This window comes from Comamonas sp. 23 (genome assembly GCF_049601575.1).
GTDB lineage: Bacteria > Pseudomonadota > Gammaproteobacteria > Burkholderiales > Burkholderiaceae_C > Comamonas > Comamonas squillarum.
In genome coordinates this window covers 2230904-2256559 of the sequence record NZ_CP187127.1, presented here as the reverse complement: position 1 = coordinate 2256559, position 25656 = coordinate 2230904, and the positions used below count along the sequence as shown (strand labels likewise).

The window sequence follows — 25656 nt, the reverse complement described above, 5'->3', positions numbered from 1 at the left end:
CCTCTGTCTTACTTGGCAGGGGCAGAAGCGTTCAGTGCCTTCAGAACCTTTTCGGTGATGTCGAACTTGGGGTTGATGTAGACCGCTTCTTGCAGCACCACATCGTATTTTTCCTGCTCGGCCACTTGCTTGACGACCTTGTTGGCGCGCTCGAGCACCTGGGACAGCTCTTCGCTCTTGCGGGCGCTGAGGTCTTCCTGGAATTCACGGCGCTTGCGCTGGAATTCACGGTCCTGGTCCACCAGCTGGCGCTGGCGCGTCACGCGCTGGCTCTCGGACAGCGTCGGCGCGTCGCGCTCGAACTTCTCGCCAGCGGTCTTCAAGGCATTGCCCTGGTCCAGCAGGTCCTTTTCACGCTTGGAGAACTCGGCCTCCAGCTTGGTTTGCGCAGCCTTGGCGGCGTTGGCTTCGCGGAAGATGCGATCTGTATTGACGAAACCTGCCTTGAACTCTTGGGCCTGCGCTGCAGCGCCAAAAGACAGCGCTGCTGCCAATACCAGCAATGGGAAAGAACGAGATACGGTTTTCATTAGAAAGATGTTCCGATTTGGAATTGCAATTTCTGGATTTTATCGCCTGTGAATTTGCGAAATGGCTGAGCATAAGCCAAACGCAGCGGTCCCAGTGGGGAAATCCAGCTCAACCCGATACCTGCAGACGCACGCATTTCATTCAGTTTCAAATCCTGTCCATCACCCCAGACATTGCCCGCGTCCACAAACGCAAACCAGCGGAAGGTGCGGTCATTGCCGGTGCCGGGCATGGGGCCGATGAACTCGGCATTCAACGTGACCTTCTTGGCACCACCCAGCGTGGCGCCGGTCACATCACGGGGACCCAGGGTATTTTGCTCAAAGCCGCGCACCGAGCCCAGACCACCGGAGAAGTAGTTCTTGAACACGGGGAAGACCTTGCCGCCCATACCCTTGCCCCAGCCAGCCTCGCCGTTCAGCGCAATGGTGTAGCGCTTGTTCAAAGGCAGGTACTGCTGAATCTGGTAGTTACCCTTCAGATAGCGGGCATCACCAAACAGCGACCATTCTGAGTTCAGCTTCTGGAAGCGGCCCGAATTGGGCGCCAATGCGCTGTCTCGGCTGTCGCGCGACCAACCCAGCGTCAGCGGGAAGTTCAGGCTGGTGTCGCCGTAGCGGGTGGCGTAGTCCAGGTAGGCCGCAGGCATGTTGGTGCCCAGCTTGATGCGGGTGTTTTCCAGACCACCGCCGACATAGATGGTGTCGAGCTCGCTGAATGGAATGCCAAAGCGCACGCTGGCACCGGTGGTCACGATCTGGTAGTTGCCGCCCTGCTCGTCATACGGACGGTCGGTGCGGTAGTACATGTCATAGGTACGCGAGATACCGTCCGGCGTGAAGTACGGGTCGGTGGTGCTCACCACCAAGGTACGGTGGTACTTGCTGGTGTTGACATCGATACCCAGGTAGTTGCCCGAGCCAAAGACGTTTTCCTGCTTGATACCAAAGGTCAGCGAGACCTTTTCAGCGCTGGAGTAACCGGCACCCAGCTGCAGCGAGCCGGTGGGCTTTTCCTGCACGGTGACGTTGACGTCAACCTGGTCGGGCGCGCCGGGCACCTCTTGCGTGTCGATCGCGACATCGTTGAAGAAGCCCAGGCGGTCCACGCGGTCGCGCGAGAGCTTGATCTTGTCCGAGTCATACCAGGACGCTTCGTACTGGCGCACTTCGCGGCGCACCACCTCATCACGTGTGCGGTTGTTGCCGGCCACGTTCACGCGGCGCACATAGGCACGGCGCGAGGGTTCGGCCTTGAGCACCAGCTCGACGCGGTTGTTCTCGCGGTCGATCTCGGGCACCGCTTCCACGCGGGAGAACGCGTAGCCAAAGCTGCCGAAGTGGTCGGTAAAGCGCTTGGTGGTTTCGGTCACGCGGTCGGCGTTGTAGGGCTCACCGGGCTTGATCGAGATCAGCGACTTGAACTCGTCATCGCGCTCCAGGTAATTGCCTTCGAGCTTGACGCCCGAGACCACGTACTTGGGGCCTTCATGGATCTGCAGATTGATCGAGATGCGCTCCTTGTCCGGCGAGATCGACACTTCGGTAGACTCGATGCGGAACTCCAGGTAGCCACGCGAGAGGTAGTAGGACTTGAGCGTCTCCAGGTCGGCATTGAACTTGGAGCTGGAGTAGCGGTCGCTCTTGGTGTACCAGCTGAGCCAGCCGCCGGTGTCCTGGTCGAACAGGTCGGTCAAGGTCGATTCCTTGAAGTCCTTGTTTCCGCTGATGTGGATTTCCTTGATCTTGGCCGCATCCCCTTCGGTCACGGTGAAGGTCAGGTTCACGCGGTTGCGTTCGATAGGCGTGACCGTGGTCACCACTTCGGCGGCATACAGGCTCTTGTTGATGTACTGGCGCTTGAGCTCTTGCTCGGCGCGGTCGGTCAGGGCCTTGTCGTAAGGACGGCCTTCGGTCAGGCCCACATCCCGCATGGCCTTTTTCATCGCGTCCTTGTCGAACTCCTTGGTGCCCAGGAAGTCGACGTTGGCGATCGTGGGGCGCTCTTCCACCACCACAACCAGCACATTGCCATTGGCTTCCAGGCGCACGTCCTTGAACAGGCCCAGCGCGAACAAGGAGCGAATGGCTGCCGATCCCTTTTCGTCGTTGTAGTCATCGCCCACATGCAAAGGCATGGACGCAAAGATGGTGCCCGGCTCTACGCGCTGCAGGCCTTCCACACGAATGTCTTGGATAGTGAATGGGTCCAAAGCCCACGACAGCTTGGCAAGCAGCATCAACGCAGCTGCAGCCGTGGTCTTGCGAAGAAGCGAAGAAGGGATGGAATATGTCATTTGTGATAGCAACCAGAGCCGCTCATTATGCAGCAGGGGCAAGAAAGTCAGCCCAAGAGCCGAGACAAATCGTTAAAGAACGCAATGCACATCATGAGCAGCAAAACGGCTATACCGCCTTTTTGCAAGCGCTCCATCCATTGCAGGGTGGGTGGCTTGCCAGTGACAGCCTCCCAAAGATAATACATCAGGTGACCGCCATCGAGCACCGGTAGCGGCAGCAGATTGAGCACGCCCAGACTGACGCTGATCAGGGCCAAAAAGGCCAGGTATTGGGTGAGGCCGACCTCGGCAGATTTGCCCGCGTATTCGGCAATCGTCAGCGGCCCGCTGATGTTCTGCAGCGAGGCTTGGCCGATAACCATCTTGGCCATCATCTTGACCGTCAGCGCCGAGACTTCCCAGGTCTTTTGCGCACCCCGGGCAAGGCCTTCCCAGGGGCCATAGCGCACATCCACCATCGCAGGCGGCGCGCCGATGAACGCGCCCAGGCGCCCGATCTTGCTGCCCTTGTCCTCGCTTTGCGCGAGCTGCACCGGCACATGCAGCTGCGCGCCGTTGCGCGACACCAGCCAGTCCTGCAGAGCAGGCACGCCCTGCTCGCCCGATGCGCGGATCATGCGGCGCAGCTCGCCGCCATCGCCCACGCGCTGGCCATCGATGGACAGCACCTTGTCGCCCTTGCGCAGCGCCGACTGGGCTGCGGCACTGCCCGCCTCAAAGTCGCCGAGCATGGCATCAGTCCAGGCGTGGGTCAAACCAATTTTGTCGACCAGCTTGGCATCGGCCTCGCGGGCATCGATGGTGGACAGCGGCAAGCGGTAGCTGCGCTCTGCCGCGCCGGCACCGGGGCGGGCGCTCAGCACCACATCCTTGCCACCCAGCGCGGCCTGCGCCACAAACCAGCGCAGGTCGTCGAGCGAGCGCACCGCTTCAGGTTCCGCATCGGGGAAACCCATGGACACAATTTCTTCACCGCCTTGCAGGCCTGCCTGCGCGAGCAAGCTGGCAGCCGGCGGCGTGCCAACAATGGCGGCGGGCTCGCGCACGCCCACCCAGTTCACGCAGGCATAGAGCAGCACGGCCAGCAGCAGGTTGGCCAGCGGCCCGGCGGCGACGATGGCGGCGCGCGCGCGCAGCGGCTGCACATTGAAGGCCAGATGGCGCTCATGCGCGGCGACCGGCGCCTCGCGCTCATCGAGCATGCGCACATAGCCGCCCAGCGGAATGGCGCTGATGACGAATTCGGTGTCTGCGCCCTTTTTCTTCCAGCGCAACAGGGGGCGGCCGAACCCCAGCGAGAAACGCAGCACTTTCACGCCGCAAGCCACGGCCACGCGGTAGTGGCCATATTCGTGCACGGCGATCAAAACGGCCAGCGCAACGACAAATGCAACAACGGTCAACATTGCTCAAGCCCTTGCTATGAAAAACGCGATTCTACTGAGCCGGACAATAGCCCTGTCAAACGGCCAGCTCCGAAATAAGGCCTTGGGCGTAGGCGCGCACCTCGGCATCGAGCGCCAGCAGCGCATCGATGCTGTCGGGCGCCTGCGGCTGCACGCCTTCGAGCGCCTGCGCATTGACCTGGTAGATCTGGTCAAAGCGCATGCGGCCATCCAGAAAAGCGGCGACGGCCACTTCGTTGGCGGCATTGAGCACCGTGCTCGTGCCATGGGGCGCACGCAGCGCCTGCCAGGACAGGTGCAGGCCGGGAAAGCGTGTTGCATCGGCCTCTTCAAAGGTCAGTGCCGAGAGCTTGGCGAAATCCAGTGGCGCGGCGCCACTGGCCACGCGCTCGGGCCAGGCCAGGCCACAGGCAATCGGCACGCGCATATCGGGCGTGCCCAGCTGGGCCAGCACCGAGGCATCGCGCAACTGCACCATCGAATGCACGATCTGCTGCGGATGGATCACCACCTTGATCTGCTCGGGCTGCAGGTTGAACAGCCAGCGCGCCTCGATCACCTCCAGCGCCTTGTTCATCATCGTGGCCGAGTCGATCGAGATCTTGCGGCCCATCGCAAAGTTGGGATGGTTGCCGGCCTGCTGCGGCGTCACATCGCGCAAGCTCGCTGGCTCACGGGTGCGGAAGGGCCCGCCCGAGGCCGTGAGGATGATGTGGTCCACGCGCTGGGGCCAGACCGCGGGGTCTTCGGGCAGGCACTGGAAGATGGCCGAATGCTCGCTGTCGATCGGCAGCAAGGTCGCGCCGCCGTCAGCGACCGCATCCATAAAGAGCTGGCCACCGACGACCAGCGCTTCCTTGTTGGCCAGCATCAAGCGCTTGCCGGCCTTGGCCGCAGCCATCGCCGGGCGCAGGCCAGCGGCGCCCACAATGGCCGCCATCACCGCATGTACATCGCTGTGGGAAGCCACCATCTCCAGCGCCGCCTCGCCTTCGAGCACTTCGACCCGGCTGCCTGCCGCTTGCAGGCCTTCGCGCAAAGCGGTGGCGGCGGTGGCACTGGTCATCACCGCGTAGCGCGGCTGGAACTGCAGGCACTGCGCGAGCATCAGGTCCACGCGCGAATGCGCGCTCAGCGCAAAAACGCGGTAGAGGTCGGGGTGGCGCGCCACCACATCGAGCGTGTTGGTTCCAATCGAGCCCGTCGATCCGAGCACGGTAACTTGCATGGTCATCGCGAGGTTCACTTATCCAAAAATTGCAGCAGCATCAGCGCAAGCGGCACGGTCGGCAAGATGGCATCGATGCGGTCGAGCACGCCACCATGGCCGGGCAGCAGATGGCTGCTGTCCTTCATGCCGGCGCTGCGCTTGACGAGGGACTCTACCAGGTCACCGGCCACGCTCATGCCAGCCAGAAACACGCAGGACAGCACCATCAGCCAGGGCGAAAAATCCCAGAGCCGGCTGTAGAAGCTAGGCACCTGCGCGCCAAAATGGCGATCTGCCCAGCTCCACACCAAGGCCATCAGCAGCACGCCCAGCGCGCCGCCCCATACGCCTTCCCAGCTTTTGCCCGGGCTGATGGCCGGCGCGAGCTTGTTCTTGGTAAAACGCAGACCGAACTGGCGGCCTGCAAAATAAGCGCCAATGTCGGCCATCCACACCAGGGCAAAGACCGACAGCAGAAAATTCACACCCATCCACTTGGCCTGTGCAATGGCCAGCCAGGCCACCCACAGCGCCAGCACACCCACGACCAGGCGCAGCGCACGCGGAATGGGCGCCCAGCCAGGCACGCCACCCTTGAGCAAGAAGGCGGCCAGCAGCACCCAGGCGGCACCAGCCACCAGCCACACAGTGGGCAGCGCCGCCTGCGTCCAGCCCATGGCCCAGGCAGCGCCGCACAGCAGCAACGCGACAGCCCCCAGGCCGTACGCGGCCATGCCTTGCAGGCCATTGAGGCGCCCCCACTCCCAGGCCGCGGCGACCACGGCCAACAGCATCAACGCAGCAAAGGGAACCGGATTGGCCGCAGCGATGGCGGGCACCAGAATCAGCAGGAGAACAATGGCCGTGATGATGCGTTGTTTGAGCAAATGGATCTCCTGAAAAAACAAAACTGATGCCTACAGTAGCAGGCATCAGCGGGCAGGTGCACTACGAGGGGGACTGGACCAGTTGCTCGGACGTCTTGCCAAAGCGGCGCTCGCGCCGCTGGAATTCGGCCATCGCCTCGTCCAGAGCCTGCTCGTCAAAATCAGGCCACCACTTGTCACTGAAATACAGCTCCGAATAGGCCGATTGCCACAGCAGAAAATTGCTGATGCGCATCTCGCCACCGGTTCGGATCAGCAGATCGGGGTCCGGCACATGGGCCAGCGCCATGGCATCGTTGAGGGCCACTTCGTTGATGGCCTGGCCCGCAGCGGCCAGCTTGGCCGCCGCCTGAGCAATATCCCAGCGGCCGCCATAGTTAAAGCAGACATTGAGCACCATGCGGTCGTTGTGGGCCGTAGCCTGCTCGGCTTGCGCCAGGCCCGCCTGCACCTTGGCAGACAAGGAAGCGCGGTCACCGACAAAGAACAAACGGATGCCATCACGGGCCAGCGATGGCACCTCCTTGGCCAGTGCGCCGGCCAGCAGGTTCATCAGGCCATCGACCTCGTCGGTTGGCCGGTTCCAGTTCTCGGAAGAAAAGGCAAACACGGTGAGCACCTTGACGCCGCGCTCGGCACAGGCCTTGGCGCAGCGGCGCAGCGAGTCCACCCCTTGCTTGTGGCCTGCCAGGCGTGGCAGAAAACGGCGTTTGGCCCACCGGCCATTGCCATCCATCACGATGGCAATGTGGTGCGGTATTGCAGCAGCAGTCATGCGCGGAAAAACAGATCCAGACCTGGATCAGACCGCCATGATGTCTTTTTCTTTCTCGACCACCAACTGGTCGATCAGCTGGATGTGCTTGTCGGTGATCTTCTGCACCTCGGCTTCCGAGCGCTTTTGGTCGTCTTCCGACGCTTCCTTGTCCTTGACCAGCTTCTTGACGCCTTCGTTGGCATCGCGGCGCAGGTTGCGGATGGCGATCTTGGCGTTCTCGCCTTCGGCCTTGACCAGCTTGGTCATTTCCTTGCGGCGCTCTTCGCTCATCGGCGGCATCGGCACGCGGATCAGGTCGCCCATCGAGGCGGGGTTCAGGCCCAGGTCGCTTTCGCGGATGGCCTTTTCGACCTTGGCCGCCATGGCCTTTTCCCAAGGCGTCACGCTGATGGTGCGGCTGTCTATCAAGGCCACGTTAGCCACTTGCGACAGCGGCATCATCGAGCCGTAGTAGTCAACCTGGATGGTGTCCAGCAGCGCGGGATTGGCGCGGCCGGTGCGGATCTTGGTCAGGTTGTTTTTGAACGCGGCAATCGATTGGTCCATCTTGCCTTCGAGATTCTTCTTGATTTCAGCGACTGTCATTGTCAACTCCTAACTACCACATTCTGCACTTGCACACGCCAGCCGCCCATCAGGCGTAGACCAGCGTGCCCTCATCTTCACCCATCACCACGCGCTTGAGCGCGCCACTCTTGACGATGGAGAATACACGGATGGGCAGTTTCTGATCACGGCACAGGGCGAAGGCCGTCGCATCCATGATGCCCAGGTTGCGGCTCATCGCCTCATCAAAACTCAGCTTGGTGTAGAGCGTGGCATTGGGATCCTTCATCGGATCGGCCGTGTAGACACCGTCGACCTTGGTGGCCTTGAGCACCAATTCTGCGCCAATTTCAGCACCGCGCAGCGCCGCTGCGGTATCGGTGGTGAAGAAGGGGTTGCCCGTGCCTGCGGCAAACACCACAACCTTGCCCTCTTCAAGGTACTGCAGCGCCTTGGGGCGCACATAGGGCTCGACCACCTGCTCGATGCCGATGGCCGACATCACGCGGGCTGTCAGGCCCTGCTTGTCCATCGCATCGGCCAGCGCCAGTGCATTCATCACCGTCGCGAGCATGCCCATGTAATCGGCAGTGGCACGGTCCATGCCGACCGAGCCGCCGGCCACGCCGCGGAAGATATTGCCGCCACCGATCACGACAGCGACCTGAACGCCCAGCCGAGTCACCTCGGCAATCTCCTCGACCATCCGCACAATGGTTGCGCGGTTGATGCCAAAAGCATCATCCCCCATCAGAGCTTCACCGGAGAGTTTGAGAAGAATGCGCTTGTGGGCAGGGCTTTGGGACATGGTGGAGAGCTCCAGGTGTGGGGGATGGGTGAAAAAACGATAGGTGAAACAAAGGGGCCGTAGCCCCTTTGTCAGGATGATTACTGGCCCTTGGCGGCCGCAACCTGCGCGGCGACCTCGGCAGCGAAGTCATCCACCTTCTTCTCAATGCCCTCACCCACCACGTAGAGCGTGAAGCTCTTGATCGAGGTGTTGGCGGCCTTGAGCATTTGCTCGACGGTTTGCTTGCCGTCAGCGGCCTTCACGAAGACCTGGTTGAACAGCGAGACTTCCTTGAGGTACTTCTGCACAGCGCCGTCCACCATCTTGGCGGCGATGTCAGCGGGCTTGCCCGACTCTTCCGCCTTGGCGGCAGCGACGGTGCGTTCCTTCTCGATCAGCTCGGCAGGCACGTCAGCGCTGGTCAGCGCCACGGGCTTCATCGCAGCCACGTGCATGGCCACGTCCTTGGCCGCTTGCGCGTCGCCTTCGAACTCGACCACCACACCGATGCGGGTGCCGTGCAGGTACAGCGCCAGGTTGCTGCCTTCGAAGCGCTTGAAGCGGCGGAACGACATGTTCTCGCCGATCTTGCCGACCAGGCCCTTGCGCACGTCTTCCAGGGTGGGGCCAAAGCCGTCTTGCTCGTAAGCCAGTGCGCTCAGGGCCGCCACGTCGGCAGGGTTCTTTTCGGAGACCAGCTTGGCCGCTGCATTGGCCAGGGCGATGAAGCTGTCGTTCTTGGAGACGAAGTCGGTTTCGCTGTTGACTTCGATGATCGCGCCGTTGTTGCCTTCAACCACAGCGGCGATCACGCCTTCAGCGGCAATACGCGATGCTGCCTTGCCGGCCTTGGTGCCCAGCTTGACGCGCAGCAGCTCTTCGGCCTTGGCCATGTCGCCATCAGCCTCGGTCAGAGCCTTCTTGCATTCCATCATGGGCGCGTCGGTCTTTGCGCGCAGTTCTGCCACCATGCTTGCGGTAATTGCCATTTTTCTCTCTCCGTATTCAGTTCAGTTGGGGTGATTGTGGAAACGTAGGTAAAAAAAACGGGGCTAATCTGGAGCCCCGCTTTTCATTCGCGGCCCAATGGGCAGCCCTGTGGATTAAGCAGCGGTGTTTTCCACTTCCACAAACTCGTCGCCTTCTTCGCCGGCAGCAGCCTTGACCACGTCGTTCACGGCGTTGGCACGGCCTTCCAGGATCGCGTCGGCGATACCGCGAGCATACAGCTCCACAGCCTTGGCCGAGTCATCGTTACCAGGGATCACGTAGTCGATACCTTCTGGGTTGTGGTTGGTGTCAACCACGCCGATCAGAGGAATGCCCAGCTTCTTGGCTTCAGCGATGGCAATCTTGTGGTAGCCCACATCGATCACGAAAATGGCATCTGGCAGTGCGTTCATGTCTTGAATGCCGCCGATGTCCTTTTCCAGCTTTTCCAGCTCACGAGCAAACATCAGTTGCTCTTTCTTGCTCATCGATTCCAGACCTGCTTCTTGCTGGGCCTTCATGTCCTTCAGACGCTTGATCGAGGTCTTGACGGTCTTGAAGTTGGTCAGCATGCCACCCAACCAGCGTTGGTCGACGTAAGGCACGCCAGCACGTTGTGCTTCGGTGGCCAGGATTTCGCGCGCTTGGCGCTTGGTGCCCACCATCAAGATGGTGCCACGGTTGGCCGACAGCTGCTTGATGAACTTTTGTGCGTCCTGGAACAGAGGCAGGGTCTTTTCCAGGTTGATGATGTGAATCTTGTTGCGGCTACCGAAAATGTACTGGCCCATCTTGGGGTTCCAGAAACGGGTTTGGTGGCCAAAGTGGACGCCGGCTTCCAGCATCTCGCGCATCGTAACGGACATATATCTTCTCCGAAGGTTAGGTCTAAAATTCTGCCCCACTATCACGGCAGCCGTGCCTGTGCACCGCATGCCGCAACACCTTAGGTAGGCAGGTTTGCGATTTCGTTTTGAACCGATGCGGCAAGCCACACTCGGCAAAACCCTAGGATTCTAACATAGTCCGGCATGGGTCGCGAAGAAGTTGCACCAACCCCCACCTTGACGATTGCTTGCGTTTTTTGAACCACAGTGGCGCGCCTTACCACGGCAAGCGCAAAAAACTAGGCACAATCTGGCACTCGAACGCACGGCTTTTGCAAATGCTTGCACCGGCCGCGCCCCATCCTATGAACGGCCCCCTGTTTTTGTTGTTATGAAGATTGCGATCGTTGGAGCAGGCATTGCAGGTATAGCAACGGCCTTCGAGCTGATGGAGGCCGGCAACGAGGTCAGTATCTTCGAGCAGCACCGCGCAGCTGGCGAGGAGGCCAGCTTTGCCCCCTCAGGGCTGATGTGGCCTTGCGCGATCAATCCCTGGGGTGCCACCGCCTTCCAGCAAGCCTTGCAGCTGGGCATGTCGCGCCCGGCGTTTGCCGAGCTGCAGGTCCAGGGCAGCGTGCTCTCCTCTCCCCGCCGCTGGGCGCGCCGCCAGCAAGGCATTGCCAAAAAGCTGCGCGACCGCGAAACCCTGCCTGCGCTGCAGTCGCTGGAGCTGCTGGCCATGCAGCGCATGCAGCATGTGCAGGAAATGCTGGAGATCAACGGCCAGTTCAGCCAGGGCCTGCTGCTGCCGCTGCGCAAGGAGCCCAGCGCCGCTGCGCTGTATGAACTGACCCGGCGCCTGTCGGCCGCGCATATTGACTACCAGCGCTGCGACGAAGCCCAAACCCGCGCCATCGAGCCGGGCCTGGCCACCGAGATCCAGATCGCCGGCGCCCTGCACCTGCCGGAAGCTTGGTCGGGCAATGGGCGCTTGTTTTCGCAGGGGCTGCTGCAGGCGCTGCAAGCGCATGGCCTGCAGCTCCATACCCAGCAGCCCGTCAGCGGCATCCAGAGTGCAGGCCAGGGCGTGCGCGTGCAGCTGACCGCCGGCACGCAGGATTTCGATGCGGTGGTGCTCTGCGCCGGCGCCCACACCAACCAGCTGCTGCGCCCGCACCATGTGCAGCTGCCCAGCGCGCCTATCTATAGCTATAGCGCGAGCATCCAGATCAGCGAAGAGTCGCTGGCCCCGCGCCGCGCAATCATCGATCTGGAAAACAACATGATCCTGACGCGCCAGGGCTCGCGCCTGCGCATCAGCGGCGGCGCCGAGCTGGGCTACGCCGACAGCCCCGAGCGCAGCGATGACGCCCGCCACGCCCTGATCAGCGTGCTGCTCGAGTGGTTCCCCGGCTGCATCCAGCCGAGCCAATCGATCCTGCAGATGTGGCGCGGCGCGCGCCTGACGGTGCCCGATGGCCTGCCGGTTGTGGGCGCCTCCGGCATCCCGGGCGTCTGGCTCAACACCGCCCACGGCGGCTATGGCTGGGGGCTGTCGATGGGCTGCGCCCACCATGTGCGCCAGCTGGTCATGGGCCAGAGCACCAGCACCGCCCCCGAAGCGCTGGATCTTCACCGCCTGCGCTAACCAGCTGTACCAGCCACCCAGGCCAGGGCCTGCGCTACGATGGTGCCATGCCCGCTTCTGCCACTCTGCCCTATCCCGCCCTGCTCTCCAGCGACCAGGTTCGCGCGCGCGAGCAATCGCTGGCGGCCACGCTGCCCCACTACCGCCTGATGGCCCGCGCTGGCGAAGCCACAGCCCGCCTGGCCCTGGCGATTGCGCCGCATGCCCGGCATATCTGGGTGGCCTGCGGCGCCGGCAACAACGGCGGCGATGGCCTCGAAGCCGCCATCCATCTGCGAGCCGCCGGCAAGACCGTGCATATCAGCCTGCAGCCCAGCGCCGGCAAGGCCCTGCCCGCCGATGCCGCCCATGCGCTGCAACGCGCCCAGGCCGCAGGCCTGGCGATCAGCGCGCAACCGCCCGCCCATTTCGACCTGGCCATCGATGCAGTCTGGGGCATTGGCCTGAGCGCCGGCCGCAGCGCCCCCACCGAAGGCCCCGCGCTGGCCTGGCTGCAGCAGCTGCTGGAAACCGATCGCGATGTGCTGTGCATCGACACGCCCTCGGGCCTGCTGGCCGATACCGGCGCCTGGCTGCCATGGCTAGAACCCCTGGTGCCACAAGCCCCCAGAGGCCGCCGCTTCACGCTCAGCATGCTGGCCCTCAAGCCCGGGCTTTTTACCCTGCAGGGGCGCGACTGGGCCGGCGAGGTCTGGCTGGCACCGCTGTCGGCCCACAACCCGGTCTGGCGCTGTGACCGGATTCCTGCCGCCGATATGGATACCTCCTCAGGCACCGGCCAGTTGGTCATCCGCGCCCAAAACCCTCTGCCCACCCACAACAGCCACAAAGGCCTGTTTGGCGATGTCGGTGTCATCGGCGGCCAAAGCGCCAGCCACGATGGCCAGGGCATGGAAGGCGCCGCCATGCTGGCCGCCAGCGCGGCGCTGCATGCCGGGGCCGGCCGGGTCATGCTACATCTGCTGGGCAGCAGCTGCACATCGCCCAGGCCTGGCGGCATCGCGGCCGACATCATGCTCCGATCGCTGGAGGCCATGCGCGCACTGCGCGGCAGCCTGGTCTGTGGTTGCGGCGGTGGCAGCCTGGTCAGCGATGTGATTCCTCAGGCCTTGCCGCATGCAGGCAGCCTGGTGCTCGATGCCGATGCGCTCAACGCCATCGCCGCCCAAGCCGCTGTACAAACAGCGCTGCTGCAGCGGGCAGCCCAAGCCAGTGCGACTGGGCCCACGGTGCTCACCCCCCACCCACTGGAGCTGGCGCGCCTCTTGGGCAGCAGCACTGCGCAGATCCAGCGCGACCGCATAGGCGCCGCGCGCCAGGCGGCGCAGCAATGGCAGTGCCTGGTAGTGCTCAAGGGCAGCGGCTCGGTCATTGCCGCGCCAGATGGGCGCTATGCCATCAACCACAGCGGCAATGCCCGCCTGTCGATTGGCGGCACCGGCGATGTGCTGGCGGGCTGCATCGGCGCGCACCTGGCAGCGTTGCCGCCCGGCAGCAGCTGGGCGGAGGCCTGGCAGCCGCTGCTCCATGCCGTCTGGCTGCATGGCCATGCGGCCGATATCTGGCCGCCGGCACGCATGCTGACGGCATCGCGCCTGGCGCGCAGCCTGCAACGGCCAGGCTGACAATCAGACTCGGACTTAGCCGCGCCCCACAAACGGCATCTTGGTGGCCATCACCGTGTGGAACAGCACATTGCATTCCAGCGGCAGATTGGCCATATAGAGCACCGACTGGCCCACAACATCCACATCCATCAGTGGCTCGGGCGCAATCTCGCCATGCGCCTGCATGACGCCCTGGGTCATGCGCATCGCCAGCTCGGTGCCGGCATTGCCCACATCGATCTGGCCGACAGCGATGTTCCACTTGCGGCCATCGAGCGCGGCGGTCTTGGTCAGGCCCATCACCGCATGCTTGGTGGCGGTATAGGCAATCGACATGGGCCGGGGCGCATGGGCCGAGATGGAGCCGTTGTTGATGATGCGCCCGCCCATCGGCGACTGCTGGCGCATCACGCGAAAAGCCTGCTGCAAGCAATAGAACATGCCGTTGAGGTTGACATTGACAACATCCTGCCAGGTCTCGACCGGCAGCTCATCGATCGGCACCGCAGGCGCGCCGCGCCCGGCGTTGTTGAACAGCATGTCCACGCGGCCAAACTGGGCCACGGCCGCATCGAACAAGGCCTTGACCGCCACCGGGTCGGCCACATCGGTGGGCACCACCAGGGCCTGGCCGGCGTCTGCCACATGGCTGGCCACTTCCTGCAAAGGCTGCGCGCGGCGGCCGGCCAGCACCACCGACCAGCCGTCCTTCATCAAGGCCAGCGCCGCTGCGCGGCCAATCCCGGTGCCCGCACCGGTCACCACTGCAATCTTGCGCGTCTTCTCGGTCATCCGTACTCCTTCGATAGTTCTCAGCTCTGTGAACGAAAAAAGCCAGGCCATCCCGGGGATGGCCTAGCTTCGATCATAGTGAATTCACAGCCGATCAGCGGCGTTTGCGCGGTGTCTTCTGTCCCGGTTGTTTGCTCGCGCCGGCGCCCCGGTCATTGCCACGCGGCTTGCCGGCAGCATGCGCAGCACCCTTGGCCTTGCGCTTGAGGCTGGCGCGCTGGGCGTCATAGGCCTCATCGCGCCCCTCGCGCTGGCGGCTGGACGGCGACGACGCCACCTTGGCCGCACGGCCGTTGGAGGCCGGTGCGCGGGCTGCATCCTCACCCTCGCGCACCAGGCGGAAGTCGATCTTGCGCGCATCCAGATCCACGCGGCTGACCTGGATCTGCAGGCGGGTGCCAATCGTGTAGCGGATGCCGGTGCGCTCGCCGCGCAGCTCCTGGCGCATCTCGTCAAAGCGGAAGTAATCACCCCCCAGCTCGGTGATGTGGATCAGGCCTTCGACATAGAGCTGGTCCAAGGTCACGAACAGGCCAAACGAGGTGACGGCCGAGACCATGCCGCTGTACTCCTCGCCCAGGTGCTCGCGCATGTACTTGCACTTGAGCCAGGCTTCGACATCGCGGCTGGCCTCATCGGCACGGCGCTCATTGGCACTGCAATGCAGGCCCGCCGCTTCCCAGGCCTGCACTTCGCGCGATACGCGTTGCACACGCTCGGCCTGCAGCTTTTGCTTGGGGGCAGCCACCCGGCTGGCCAGCCGCTTGGCCAGCTTGGCCTCGGCCTCTCCAGGCGTGGGCAGCAGCGGCAGCTGGTAGCGCTTGCCCAGCAGGGCGGCCTTGATAACGCGGTGCACCAGCAAATCAGGGTAACGGCGGATCGGGCTGGTGAAGTGGGTATACGCCTCGTAGCCCAGGCCAAAGTGGCCGCTGTTGATCGGCGTGTAGATCGCCTGCTGCATCGAGCGCAGCAGCATGGTGTGGATCTGCTGGGCATCGGGCCGGTCCTTGGTGGCCTGGGCAATGGCCTGGAACTCAGCCGGACTCGGGTCGTCGCTGATCGACAAGCCCACCCCCATGGCCTTGAGGTAGCCGCGCAGGATGTCCTGCTTCTCGGGCGTCGGGCCTTCGTGCACCCGGAAGAGCCCGGGCTGGCCGCTTTGCTGGATGAAATCTGCCGCGCAGACATTGGCTGCCAGCATCGCCTCTTCAATCAGGCGGTGGGCCTCGGTGCGGGTGCGGGGCACGATTTTCTCGATGCGGCCGTTCTCGTCACAGATGATCTGCGTCTCGGTGGTCTCGAAATCCACCGCGCCGCGACGGCCACGCGCCGACAGCAAAGCCTTGTACACATCGTGCAGGTTGAGCAGGTCAGCCACACGCTCCTTGCGCTTGATCGCTTCCTGGCCCCGGGTGTTGGCCAGAATGGCCGCCACCTCGGTATAGGTAAAGCGCGCATGGCTGTGCATCACCGCAGGGTAGAACTGGTAGGCCTGCAGCTCACCATCGGCGGTGACCAGCATATCGGCCACCATGCACAGGCGGTCCACGTTGGGATTGAGCGAACACAGGCCGTTGGAGAGCTTCTCCGGCAACATGGGGATCACGCGGCGCGGAAAGTAGACGCTGGTGGCACGGTCGTAGGCATCAACGTCGATGGCATTGCCGTTCTGCACATAGTGGCTCACATCGGCAATCGCCACCAGCAGGCGCCAGCCCTTGGTGCGGCCAATCTTGGCGGGCTCGCAGTACACCGCATCGTCAAAATCACGCGCATCTTCACCATCGATGGTGACCAGCGGGATATCGGTGAGGTCGATGCGGGCCTTGCGGTCGGCCAGGCGCACCTTGTCCGGCAGCTTCTTGGCCAGCGCCAGGCACTCGTCCGAGAACTCATGGGGCACGCCATATTTGCGCACCGCAATCTCGATTTCCATGCCGGGGTCGTCGATCTCGCCCAGCACCTCGACAACGCGGCCCACCGGCTGGCCAAACAAGGCTGGGGGCTCGGTCAACTCCACCACGACAACCTGGCCGGTCTTGGCCGCGCCAATCGCCCCATTGGGGATCAGCACATCCTGGCCATAGCGCTTGTCCTCGGGCGCTACCAGCCAGACGCCGCTTTCCTGCAGCAGCCGGCCAATGATGGGCTGCGCGGAGCGCTCGATGATTTCAACAATGCGGCCCTCGGGGCGGCCGCGGCGGTCGGTGCGCACGATGCGGGCGCGGACCCGATCACGGTGCAGTACGGCGCGCATTTCATTGGCCGGAATGTACATGTCGCTTTCGTTGTCATCCCGGATCACAAAGCCGTGGCCTTCACGGTGGCCTTGGACTACACCTTCAATTTCTTCTGACAAATTATCTGCTCCTGTTTTGGAAGCCGTTTTTTTGATATACAATCTGATTCTTTCCTGAAATGCCCAGGTGGCGGAATTGGTAGACGCACTAGTTTCAGGTACTAGCGGGTAACTCCGTGGAGGTTCGAGTCCTCTCCTGGGCACCAAGTTTAACGACAAGTACAACTTGTTTTGTGAAAACGGTGAAAAATCAGTCTTAACGGGCTGGTTCAACAGTGGTTTTTTAGGAAAGTCGATAAGGGGCACTGCCCTGCATCATCAGCCCAGGTGGCGGAATTGGTAGACGCACTAGTTTCAGGTACTAGCGAGTAACATCGTGGAGGTTCGAGTCCTCTCCTGGGCACCAGACATAAGCCGTTGCACTTTCGTGCAGCGGCTTTTTCTTTGTCTGCGATGGGCATCGACGGCGCAAACCGCATCTTTGCGCTCCCGATATAGCCTGCGCTCGGCAGGCACCACACCATCAGCTGCAGAGGTGGCAGACCCCCCCCCTCGCCACACTCCTCTGTACAGTGATGCCGTATTCTCTTGGGCGCCATGCCAGCTTGCATCACTTGCCAAACCTGGCCGGCACCAGCCACTGCAACCGCTCGCAGCACCTTGGAACTGGGGCAGCCGCTGAGCGAAATGGCACCCCCACCCGGCGCTCTGAAAAATTTTCCGAATTTGCCCCGAAGCGGTCAAAAATCACCCCTATAATTGCGGCTTCCCTGAAAGCCCAGGTGGCGGAATTGGTAGACGCACTAGTTTCAGGTACTAGCGGGTAACTCCGTGGAGGTTCGAGTCCTCTCCTGGGCACCAAACAGCAAAAGCTGCTGCACACACGATGTGCAGCAGCTTTTTTGCTTTGGGCCGGGCATGCTTTGCGGCAGCGCACAGCCACCCGCAGTCTCACGCTATCTTTTTTGAGAAAAATTTTGCAGTTTTTCTAAAACCGCCACCAACACCCTCCTATAATTGCTCCATCCTGAAAGCCCAGGTGGCGGAATTGGTAGACGCACTAGTTTCAGGTACTAGCGAGTAACATCGTGGAGGTTCGAGTCCTCTCCTGGGCACCAAACATCAAGCCATTGCACCCATGTGCAATGGCTTTTTTGTTGTCTGCTTGCACGCAAGCTGCCAGCCCGCAGCCACCACAGGACCCGCCCTTCACTCCCCTCTCCACCAGGTAAGCCCAGCACCAGGCCCATAAAAAACGCCCTGGCGTTCAAGCACAGGGCGTTGTGAGGGCGGCGCTGTAGAAGGCTTACTTCTTCAGCAAAGCCTTCAAGGCATTTTGCAGGCGGCGGGCCGAGGCCTCGTCGCTGCTGGTGGCCAGTACCTTGGCAACATCCTGCTGCCAGGTCTCTTGCGGCGAAGGATCATTGCGGCGCGTCAGCAGCTGCAATTGCAGTGCACGGCGGGCATTGATGTGCTCGGCAGGGGTGGGCACTTCCGCTGCCATCTCCAGGCGCAGCATGGCTTCGCGGCCATCACCGGCAGCAGGCGCGGCAATGGCCTGGCTCCAGCTGTTGCGCGAGCCGCTGGCAAGGCGTCCCAGATCCTGGGCCTGGGGCAGCAGCGCGGCATCGCGCTTGCTCCATGCATCCATCATCTGCGTCAGTGCCTGGCCATGGGCCTGGGTGGCGAGCTTGCGCAGCGCAGCCTGGGCATGCTCCACCGCATCGCGTTGGGCGCGGAAGGCGGCATCGCCCAGACGGGGGCCCCGGTCTTCGCGCGGCGCGCGGTCCATGCGCTCACCCCGGCCAAAGCGGTCATCTCCACCACGACGTTCCTGGCCACGGTCGCTGCGCGGGCCACGGCTGTCGCGGCCATCGCGGCTGTCACGGCGATCGCCACCAGGCTTGCCGGGGCGGCCAGCGGCTGCGGGCGCATCACGGCGCATGCCAGGGCGGTCATCGCCGCTGCGCTGGGCAATCACGGGCTTGGGGGCCACAGGTGTTGGCGCTGGTGCCGGAGCAGCAGCGGCCTCTGCATCGGCACCCTCCTGGGCTGCAGGTTCTGCTGGCTGCTCCGCATCCACTGGTGCTGCCGCATCTACAGCAGCCGCATTTGCTGCAACCGCTTCTGGCGCCGCTGCCTTTGGTGCAGCGGCAACAGGCTCGGCCGCCACTGGGGCTTGCTGGGCCTGCAGCGCTTGCTGCAAACCATCGAGCGCGGCCTGGATCTGGGCAGCATCGCCACTGTGGTTGGCCGCTTCGAGCGCCTTGGAGGCGTCGAGCACGGCCTGGTCGCGGGCGCTCAGCTGGTGCTGCACACGTTCGCGCTGCTGGGTCTTGCGGGCAAAGGCTTCATCGAGTGGCTTGCGGAACGCATCCCAGAGCTTTTGCTCATGGCGGCGGTCCATCGGCACGGACTGGGCTTCGGTCTGCCACTGGCGCTGCAGCTCACGCACGGCGTCAATGTTCAGGTTGGGCGCAGCGGCCAGCTCCACGGCCTGGGCCACCATGGCTTCGCGGCGCGCAATGCTCTGCTTCTGGGCTGCATGCAAAGGCGCAGAGGCCTCGTGCAGCGCGGTCTTCCAGGCCTCTTGCAGCTCGGCATAGGCCTTTTCGCCCACATGGCCACTGGCGCGCCAGCGGTCACCAAACTGGAACAGGTCGCGCTGAATGCGCTTCCAATCGGTCGATGGCTTGTGCGCCTCGACCCAGCCCTTGAGCTCGGCAATCAGGGCCTCGCGCTCGGCGCGGTGCTTGGCGCCCTCTTCGCGCACCTTGGACAGCCAGACCTCGACATGCTTGTAAGCAGCGTTGCAGGCCTCATCAAACTTCTTCCACAGCGCATGGTTGGTGGGGCCGCTTTGGTCGGCCTTCTTCCAGTCCTCGCGCAGCTGGCGCAGCGCCTCTTGCAGCTTGCGGCCGCCCAGCTCCTGGCCTTCGGGGCGGGCGAGCAAGCCCTGGGCCTTGGCCAGCAGCTCCTCGCGCACCTTGTCGGCGCTCCAGCGCTGCCAGCCTTCGAGTTCACCGGCGGCGATCAGCGCGGTGTTGACCTGCGATTCCAGGTCCTGGTCGATCAGCTTGCCGTGCTGCTTGAGGGCAGCGCGCAGCTGCTGCGCCGCGCTGGATGCGCCCTTGCCATGGCCTTCGGCCGTATGGGCCTGCAAGGCTTTCAGCGCTTCTTGCACCGCATGCTTGGCGCGTTTGGCTTCCTGCGGGTCGGCAGCGGGCTTGGCAGCAGCGGCACGGGCGGCAGCTTGCTCCACTTCGGTGGGCAGGCCGCGCCCGGCGCGGATCTCGTCGGCCCAGACCGGCACCGTGGGCAGCGGCGCTTGCGCATCTTCAGCGGCAGCCAGGGTTTGCTTGAGGGCGGACTGGAACGCATCCCAGACCAGCAGCAGCTGCGACTTGGAGGCGTCGAGCATGCTCGGGTAGCGCGCTTCGACGCTGCCCCAGCTGGCATCGCCTTCGAGCACGGCAGCTTGGTCCTGCCAGTGCTGCACATCGGTGGCCAGTGCCGCCTGGGCAGCCTGGGCATCCTTGTAGGACTTGGTGGAGAGCACTTCGACGCGCTGGGCCAGCAGCACGGCGGCCTCGCGCTGCACCTGCACGCGGTGCTGCAGGTCTTCAATCGTCTTGATGCGGTCGGCCAGCTGGATCTTGAGCGCGGCCAGCGGCTCGCGCGACAGCGGCGCGCCAGCCTTGGCGGCGTCACGCTGCCAGGCCAGGGCATCGGCAATGTTCAGCTTGGAGGCGCCCAGCAGCTTCTCGGCCTTCTCGGCCCATTCCGCGGCGATGGCCTCCTGGCCCTTGGCGCGGCGCATCTCTTCCATGCGCTCACGGATAGCCTTGGCAGCGCCCTTGTCGCGGGCAGACAGCTCCTTGAACACTTCCTGCAGCTGCTCGGCACCCGGGTTGGTCGCCAGCCATTCGCGCACCTTGGCTGCACGCTCGCCCGAGGTGGCAGCCGAGAAAGCACCACCGGTGACGCCATCGAGGGGATGGGGGGCAGCGGCCGCCTTGGCGGGTGCGGGTGCGGGCTCAGGGGTTTCGGGCGTCTTGTTGCGCGAGATAAAGGGGAACATGGAGTCAGTTCAGTCGTAAATACGGCCTGCATCGCAGCGCAATGCAGCCATTGGCACATAAAAAAGAGGGAAGCCGGCCCAAGGGAGTCTCTGCGAAACTGCCTAGCCTGCATCCAGGGTGCTATTTTGACCCGGTTTGGCAAGGACTCCAAGCACACGGGCATCGCTATCAGGTAATTCGGCCGCAGCATGGCCAAAAACAAAGGGCTGGCGCCCTGCGGCCAAGCCCTTGTTCAATGGCGTGTCAGCGCTCAGCGCGGCGCCAGACTGAGCTCGGCATGCGGCGTCCAGTCCTTGTCCTCACCAAAGCCCTCGGTCTTGGCATTGCCCAGGAAGAGGCGCTCCAACTTGACGCCCTTGCTGGCCAGGTAGTCACGCACCGTCACGCCCCGGGCCAGCGCCAGCTCGCGCATCGCATTGTCGGGCACGCTGATGCTGGTCAGCAGCAGGGTTTCCATCTCGGCCACCGGGATGTCGCTGGCCATGCCCACCAGGTTGCGCGGCTTCTGGATATCGGCACGTTTGTACACCTCCTTGAGCAAGGCGGGGTACTCGGCAGCGCTCACGGCCTGCACGTCTTCAGGCTTGCCACCGGCGCGCACAGCGCTGCGGCGCTTTTGCGCCAGCACCAGGTCATCGATGCGGGCCTTGCGCCAGCCGTCCTTCTCACGCTCCAGATCGGCCTGGCCGGCAACGGTCAGCTGCAGCGCCGGGCGGTCTTCCAGCGCCTTGGCCACCTTATCCAGGCTTTGCTTGCTGTCCGCATCCAGCACCGCACTGCCAGGGGCAAAGGGCACATGGCTGGCTTCGCTGCCGCCACCAAAGGCGCCCGAGAGCAGCGCAAAGGGCGAGGTCACCGCCTTCATGATCAGGTTGCCAATCACCTTGAAGATGATCGGCGCCAGGCGGAACTGCGGATCATTGAGCGAGCCGCTGATGGGCAGGTCCAGGTCGATCACGCCATTGCGGTCGGCCAGCAAGGCCACAGCCAGCTTGACCGGCAGGCTCGCTGGCGCGCCCTGCACCGCATCGCCAAAGGTCAACTGGTTGAGCACCAGCTTGTTGCTGGCCGTCAGCATGCCCTCGGGCGTCACGTCGTACTGCACGTCCACGCTCATCTTGCCGCGCTCGATGCCATGGCCGGCGTACTTGATGCTGTAGGGCGTCAGCGGAGACAGCTCCAGATCGCGCACCTTGCCATGGATATTGAGCGCCAGCGGCTTGACCAGCGGGTTGAGCTTGCCGGTGATCTCCAGCGACGCGGTGCCTTCTGCCTTGCCGCGCAGCTCTAGCTCGGCCAGCTGCAACTGGCCGGCCGTCGGCTCGGACGAAAACGCGCCCATGCGCCCGGCCAGCTCGGACAGGTCGGCCGAGTAGTTGGGCCGCACAAACTGGTCGCTGAACTTGACGGTACCGCCGGCCAGCGTGATCGGCCCCATGTCGATGATCGGGCCGGTGGCTGGCTCGGGGCTGGCAGGCGAGGCCGGTGGGCTGACTGCCGCGCCGCCCGAGGCCTCGACCACCACGCCTTCGGATGGCGCCGCCGCATTGCCAGCGCCCGCAGCACTGCTGCCGCCCAGGTCCTGCAGATTGAGCTTGCCGTTCTCCTGCACCACGAGGCGCGCATAAAAGTCGGTCAAGGCCGTCTCGCCGACCTGCACCTTCATGCGCTGGCCCGGCACCATGTCCACGGCCAGGGCGCGCAGGCTCAGCAGCTTCCAGTTCAGCAGGTCATCGCCCGCCCCCATCAACCCAATGCCCAAGGTACCTGTACCCCGGTTGGCAACAGGTGCAGCCGCTTTGCGGCCGGTCTCGCTGGCGCCATTGCCATCGTCATCACTGGCATCATCACCGCTGACCAGCGCTGCGGCGGCCACCAGGGGGCGCACGCGCACATCATCCAGCCCAGCATCGCCCTTGATATGCAGCACCGGCCCCTTGTCCGATTGGCTGAAGTCCACCGTGCCCCGGAAGTTGGCATCCGCGCGCACGAGGCGCACCGGCAACAGAGCCGCCGCATAGGGCTCAAAGGCGTGAACGGGCAGCTGGCTCACATTCAGACGCCCCACGGCCGACACTGGCGCCAGACCCAGGCTGCCGTCATAGGCGATGCGGCCGGGCTCGGCGCGGCCGCTGCCAATCCGGCCCGAGAGCTTGAGCGGCGAGGGCTTGGACTTGGCCGCCAGCGGCGCATAGTCGCGCAGCTCCAGATCCCAGCCGGTCAGGCGAAAGGCGACCTTGCGTGCGGTCGATTCATCCTGGAAGGCGAGTTGGGCGCCCTTGATGGCGATCACATCCAGCTGCACATCCCAGGGTTTGCTGGCTGCGGCCTTGCTAGAAGTAGCAGGCTTTGCGGGCGCCTTGGCCTCGCTCTGGCGGGCCTGCGATGCCACGAGCCAGTCTTCAAACATCATGCGGCCGTCCTTGGCGCGCGAGACGCCCAGCACCGGCTCAACCAGTTGCACCGAGCCGAGCTTGACCTGCTGGGCTTCGGTGTCCAGCACGGCATCCTTGACTAGCAGCTGGCGCAGCTCCAGCAGGTTGTTCTTGCCCTTGAGGCCGATGGCCGGGCCATGGGGCGCGCAGTTGGCCTTGCTGTTGCACTGCAGGGCCACGTCCGATACGCGCATCTGCGCCAGCGTCAGCTTCAGCGCCGCGCCCAGGCGGCTCAGGTGCATCTCGCTGTCTATCGTGCCCAGCAGGCCCGGCTCAATCACGCCGGTCAAATAAGAAGCCCCCAACTGCAGCGGCAGGCCCGTGGTGGTCACATCCACCTCGGCCATCTGGTCGGTCGCCTTGCCCGAGAACACCAGGCGGCCGGTAGACGGCACGCCCTGCGCACCCGAGAGCCCCGACGAACCCTCAAAACTGAAAGGCTGCTTGAAGGGCCAGGCAATCTGCTGCGCCTCCATGCTGAAGTCATCGAGCTGCACGCGCGCGGGCAGTGGCACGCTTTCATCGACCCAGACTCCCTTGAGGCGGCTGAGCTTGAGCGCATCGACCCGCACCGACCAGGCAGGTTGGCCGCTGCTGGCTTTGCCTGCGGATGCGCCAGCTTCTGCAGCGACTGCCTGAGAGTCCGCGTTGTCGGCCTTGTCAGCCTTCGCTTCGGGGCTTGCACCATCTGCACTGGCCACGGAGGTTGCAGGCTCTGCCTTGTCTGCGGCGGCAGCGGTTTCTGTGGACTTGGCGGCCTGCGGGGCATCCTCAGCCCGGCGCGGCAGTGCCTGGCCCTGGGCATCGAGCAGGCTCAGCTGGCCATTCTTGCCCCGCTTGAGCGACAGCTGCGCCCCATCGAGCGCCAGCTGGGCGATATGCACCTGCCCCAGCAAGGGCTGCACATCGGCCAGTTGCACATCGAGCCGCTCCCAGCCCAGCAATTCGCCGTTGGCCGCGTCGTGCAGCTGCACAGCGCTGGCATGCACCTCGCCGCTCAGGCGCACCTGTGTCTTTTCACGTTGTTCAAAGGCCAGAGCCAGGTCGGCATTGAGCACGCCGGCCACCAGCTTGACGGGCAAGGACGCGGGGATATAGGCCAGATAGGGCTGGAGGTCGAGGTCCTTGATCGCAAACTTGGCCTCGGCCTTGCGGTCATCGGCAAAAGGCGTGGCCTCGGCATGGCTGGCAAACTGGCTGCCATTGAGCACAAAGGCCAGCTGGGGCAGCACCTTGATCTCGCGCTTGGATTCGAGGTTGCTCAGAAAGGGAATGCCCAGCTGCAGACCCTGGAGTTCATGGGTCTGGCCCACCGTGTCATCGCGCAAGGCCACCTGCCCGTCTTTGAGCTCGATGTTGTAGAGCGCAAAGTGCGCCGTCTTGCCGTCATCGGCTTTGGGCTCAGGGCTGCGCAGCTTTTGCAGTATGTCGTCAAAATCAAATTTTCCGGGGGCGGTCTGCGCGATGCGCAGCACCGGCTTGTCCACCTGGATGGCATCGAGCACCGGTGCGAGCCTGAACACCGACTGGATATCGGCATCCACATAGATGCGCTCGACCGCCAGCATTGCCGCGCTGTCCGCCTGGGGCCCGGCGATCTGCAGGTCGCGCACGGTCAGCTCCAGCGACCAGGGCTTGAACTCCACCGCCCCGATATGCACCGCCCGCCCAAGTTTTTCCGTGCCCAGCTTCTCGCCCTGGGTGCGCAGCAGCCAGGGCAGCAGCAGCCACGACAGCGCCCACAGCAGCAGCAGCGCCAGCAGGCACCATCCCAGCCGGCGCAACCAGCGCATCGCGACGACCTTTTTCTTGTTTGTTTCTTGCGTTTCGCTCACGGCGATGATCCTCACTCTGAGTCAGTACGGCCCACCCCATGGCAGCCATGGCAGGCCCAAGATCCATTGTGCACAAATAAGCCGCTGTAGCGGCGCTGGCTTAGCACACAAAAGCGGCATCGGTAGCTCGTTCACAATCGTTCAAGTCTTGCAGACTGCCCCAGGAAACGGTGTGCCTCTCTATATATATAGAGGACAGACGCAGTTTCTATGGCGGCGCGCCCTGTGGTAGCACCACGGCCAGGGTCGAGAGAGCAGCAGGGGGCGCTGCCGCGATGCACGGATCCAACAGCCGGATCGGGCATCCGCCCGTCCGCCCGCCCTGAACACCGCCGTGCTTTTCACACTGCGGCATGCCAAACCGCAGCGCGGAGCCGTAAAAACACACGCCAGGCCCTGCTTTTTTGCGTCCATCTATTTTTCACCCAGGTATAAATGCCAAAAACCTGAAGTAGCCATGGGTTATTGGCTGTTTTATCCTGGTTTTTATACAGTTTTTTGGCCTTTTGATGTGAAATTTGTGCGTGCGCAGATGACCGCATGATGACCAAGACCTGCCCGCCCAAATCAGGCCAGTGTTTTGCGCGGCCCGCAACGGTTCCTTGCAGCTATTGGCAGGCGGCACCCGGGCTCCCTCCTAGGCTGAAAAAACGCAAATGGAGCGACTCGCTACACCAAAAACAGAGCACAACAG

At 63.5% G+C, this 25656-nt stretch carries 16 protein-coding genes and 4 tRNA genes; 6 read left to right on the top strand and 14 right to left on the bottom strand.

Translation table 11 applies throughout. The annotated features are described in order from the left end of the window. Positions 1–8: 8 nt before the first annotated feature. The 10 genes from ACPEE1_RS10075 to rpsB form a co-directional block, all read right to left on the bottom strand. Complete coding sequence (locus ACPEE1_RS10075; RefSeq protein ID WP_021026564.1) at positions 9–530, bottom strand: OmpH family outer membrane protein; 522 nt, start codon at positions 528–530, stop codon at positions 9–11. Further along, positions 530–2770 carry an outer membrane protein assembly factor BamA gene (gene bamA, locus ACPEE1_RS10070; RefSeq protein WP_409935199.1) on the bottom strand — a complete coding sequence of 747 codons (2241 nt, stop codon included), beginning with the start codon at positions 2768–2770 and terminating at the stop codon, positions 530–532. Before bamA ends, ACPEE1_RS10075 begins: the two co-directional genes overlap by 1 nt. 104 nt (positions 2771–2874) lie before the next feature. Continuing rightward, positions 2875–4236: an RIP metalloprotease RseP gene (gene rseP / locus ACPEE1_RS10065; protein WP_116924196.1), complete on the bottom strand. Its 1362-nt coding sequence runs from the start codon at positions 4234–4236 to the stop codon at positions 2875–2877. 55 nt (positions 4237–4291) lie between these two features. Beyond that, positions 4292–5470 (bottom strand): 1-deoxy-D-xylulose-5-phosphate reductoisomerase, encoded by a 1179-nt coding sequence (gene ispC / locus ACPEE1_RS10060; RefSeq protein WP_116924197.1) that lies wholly within the window; start codon positions 5468–5470, stop codon positions 4292–4294. Positions 5471–5478: 8 nt separating this feature from the next. After that, a complete protein-coding gene (locus tag ACPEE1_RS10055; RefSeq protein ID WP_116924481.1) occupies positions 5479–6333 on the bottom strand; it encodes a phosphatidate cytidylyltransferase in 855 nt (284 codons plus the stop codon). A gap of 61 nt (positions 6334–6394) precedes the next feature. Continuing rightward, positions 6395–7108, bottom strand: coding sequence for a polyprenyl diphosphate synthase (gene uppS / locus ACPEE1_RS10050; protein ID WP_116924198.1), 714 nt, complete (start codon positions 7106–7108; stop codon positions 6395–6397). Between the two features lie 27 nt (positions 7109–7135). Then, positions 7136–7696 (bottom strand): ribosome recycling factor, encoded by a 561-nt coding sequence (gene frr, locus ACPEE1_RS10045; protein ID WP_021026558.1) that lies wholly within the window; start codon positions 7694–7696, stop codon positions 7136–7138. Between the two features lie 49 nt (positions 7697–7745). Then, a complete protein-coding gene (pyrH, locus tag ACPEE1_RS10040; protein WP_116924199.1) occupies positions 7746–8465 on the bottom strand; it encodes a UMP kinase in 720 nt (239 codons plus the stop codon). Between the two features lie 80 nt (positions 8466–8545). Then, a complete protein-coding gene (tsf, locus tag ACPEE1_RS10035; protein WP_021026556.1) occupies positions 8546–9436 on the bottom strand; it encodes a translation elongation factor Ts in 891 nt (296 codons plus the stop codon). Positions 9437–9550: 114 nt separating this feature from the next. Next, positions 9551–10303 carry a 30S ribosomal protein S2 gene (gene rpsB, locus ACPEE1_RS10030; RefSeq protein WP_116924200.1) on the bottom strand — a complete coding sequence of 251 codons (753 nt, stop codon included), beginning with the start codon at positions 10301–10303 and terminating at the stop codon, positions 9551–9553. Between the two features lie 352 nt (positions 10304–10655). On the opposite strand from rpsB, the gene ACPEE1_RS10025 reads away from it, so the two are divergent. Further along, on the top strand, positions 10656–11912 hold the full coding sequence (locus ACPEE1_RS10025) for an NAD(P)/FAD-dependent oxidoreductase (protein WP_116924201.1): 1257 nt from the start codon (positions 10656–10658) through the stop codon (positions 11910–11912). Between the two features lie 47 nt (positions 11913–11959). Then, the gene (locus ACPEE1_RS10020; RefSeq protein WP_260719733.1) at positions 11960–13537 is read left to right on the top strand and encodes an NAD(P)H-hydrate dehydratase; all 1578 of its coding nucleotides are present in this window, start codon (positions 11960–11962) and stop codon (positions 13535–13537) included. Between the two features lie 15 nt (positions 13538–13552). Here the strand turns inward: ACPEE1_RS10020 and ACPEE1_RS10015 are convergent, their stop codons facing one another. Both ACPEE1_RS10015 and rnr read right to left on the bottom strand, forming a co-directional pair. After that, the gene (locus tag ACPEE1_RS10015) at positions 13553–14311 is read right to left on the bottom strand and encodes an SDR family oxidoreductase (RefSeq protein WP_116924203.1); all 759 of its coding nucleotides are present in this window, start codon (positions 14309–14311) and stop codon (positions 13553–13555) included. 94 nt (positions 14312–14405) lie between these two features. Next, the gene (rnr, locus tag ACPEE1_RS10010; RefSeq protein ID WP_423936239.1) at positions 14406–16712 is read right to left on the bottom strand and encodes a ribonuclease R; all 2307 of its coding nucleotides are present in this window, start codon (positions 16710–16712) and stop codon (positions 14406–14408) included. A gap of 19 nt (positions 16713–16731) precedes the next feature. Here rnr and ACPEE1_RS10005 point away from each other — a divergent pair. The 4 genes from ACPEE1_RS10005 (at position 16732) to ACPEE1_RS09990 (ending at position 17728) form a co-directional block, all read left to right on the top strand. Further along, a tRNA-Leu gene (locus ACPEE1_RS10005) sits at positions 16732–16816 on the top strand. Between the two features lie 115 nt (positions 16817–16931). Further along, positions 16932–17016: transfer RNA gene (locus tag ACPEE1_RS10000), tRNA-Leu, on the top strand. Between the two features lie 370 nt (positions 17017–17386). Continuing rightward, positions 17387–17471 (top strand) — tRNA-Leu (locus tag ACPEE1_RS09995). Positions 17472–17643: 172 nt separating this feature from the next. Then, positions 17644–17728, top strand: a tRNA-Leu gene (locus ACPEE1_RS09990). Between the two features lie 188 nt (positions 17729–17916). Here the strand turns inward: ACPEE1_RS09990 and ACPEE1_RS09985 are convergent. Continuing rightward, positions 17917–20691: a DUF349 domain-containing protein gene (locus tag ACPEE1_RS09985; protein ID WP_423936237.1), complete on the bottom strand. Its 2775-nt coding sequence runs from the start codon at positions 20689–20691 to the stop codon at positions 17917–17919. A 251-nt stretch (positions 20692–20942) separates the two neighbouring features. Next, a complete protein-coding gene (locus tag ACPEE1_RS09980; protein WP_423936235.1) occupies positions 20943–24962 on the bottom strand; it encodes a DUF748 domain-containing protein in 4020 nt (1339 codons plus the stop codon). Positions 24963–25656: the final 694 nt, after the last annotated feature.

What these genes read in the sequence shown, in the direction of transcription:
- ACPEE1_RS10075 (WP_021026564.1), bottom strand. Translation starts at nt 530, where the DNA reads ATGAAAACCGTATCTCGTTCTTTCCCATTGCTGGTATTGGCAGCAGCG.
- bamA (WP_409935199.1), bottom strand. Translation starts at nt 2,770, where the DNA reads ATGCTGCTTGCCAAGCTGTCGTGGGCTTTGGACCCATTCACTATCCAA.
- rseP (WP_116924196.1), bottom strand. Translation starts at nt 4,236, where the DNA reads ATGTTGACCGTTGTTGCATTTGTCGTTGCGCTGGCCGTTTTGATCGCC.
- ispC (WP_116924197.1), bottom strand. Translation starts at nt 5,470, where the DNA reads ATGACCATGCAAGTTACCGTGCTCGGATCGACGGGCTCGATTGGAACC.
- uppS (WP_116924198.1), bottom strand. Translation starts at nt 7,108, where the DNA reads ATGACTGCTGCTGCAATACCGCACCACATTGCCATCGTGATGGATGGC.
- frr (WP_021026558.1), bottom strand. Translation starts at nt 7,696, where the DNA reads ATGACAGTCGCTGAAATCAAGAAGAATCTCGAAGGCAAGATGGACCAA.
- pyrH (WP_116924199.1), bottom strand. Translation starts at nt 8,465, where the DNA reads ATGTCCCAAAGCCCTGCCCACAAGCGCATTCTTCTCAAACTCTCCGGT.
- tsf (WP_021026556.1), bottom strand. Translation starts at nt 9,436, where the DNA reads ATGGCAATTACCGCAAGCATGGTGGCAGAACTGCGCGCAAAGACCGAC.
- rpsB (WP_116924200.1), bottom strand. Translation starts at nt 10,303, where the DNA reads ATGTCCGTTACGATGCGCGAGATGCTGGAAGCCGGCGTCCACTTTGGC.
- ACPEE1_RS10025 (WP_116924201.1), top strand. Translation starts at nt 10,656, where the DNA reads ATGAAGATTGCGATCGTTGGAGCAGGCATTGCAGGTATAGCAACGGCC.
- ACPEE1_RS10020 (WP_260719733.1), top strand. Translation starts at nt 11,960, where the DNA reads ATGCCCGCTTCTGCCACTCTGCCCTATCCCGCCCTGCTCTCCAGCGAC.
- ACPEE1_RS10015 (WP_116924203.1), bottom strand. Translation starts at nt 14,311, where the DNA reads ATGACCGAGAAGACGCGCAAGATTGCAGTGGTGACCGGTGCGGGCACC.
- ACPEE1_RS09985 (WP_423936237.1), bottom strand. Translation starts at nt 20,691, where the DNA reads ATGTTCCCCTTTATCTCGCGCAACAAGACGCCCGAAACCCCTGAGCCC.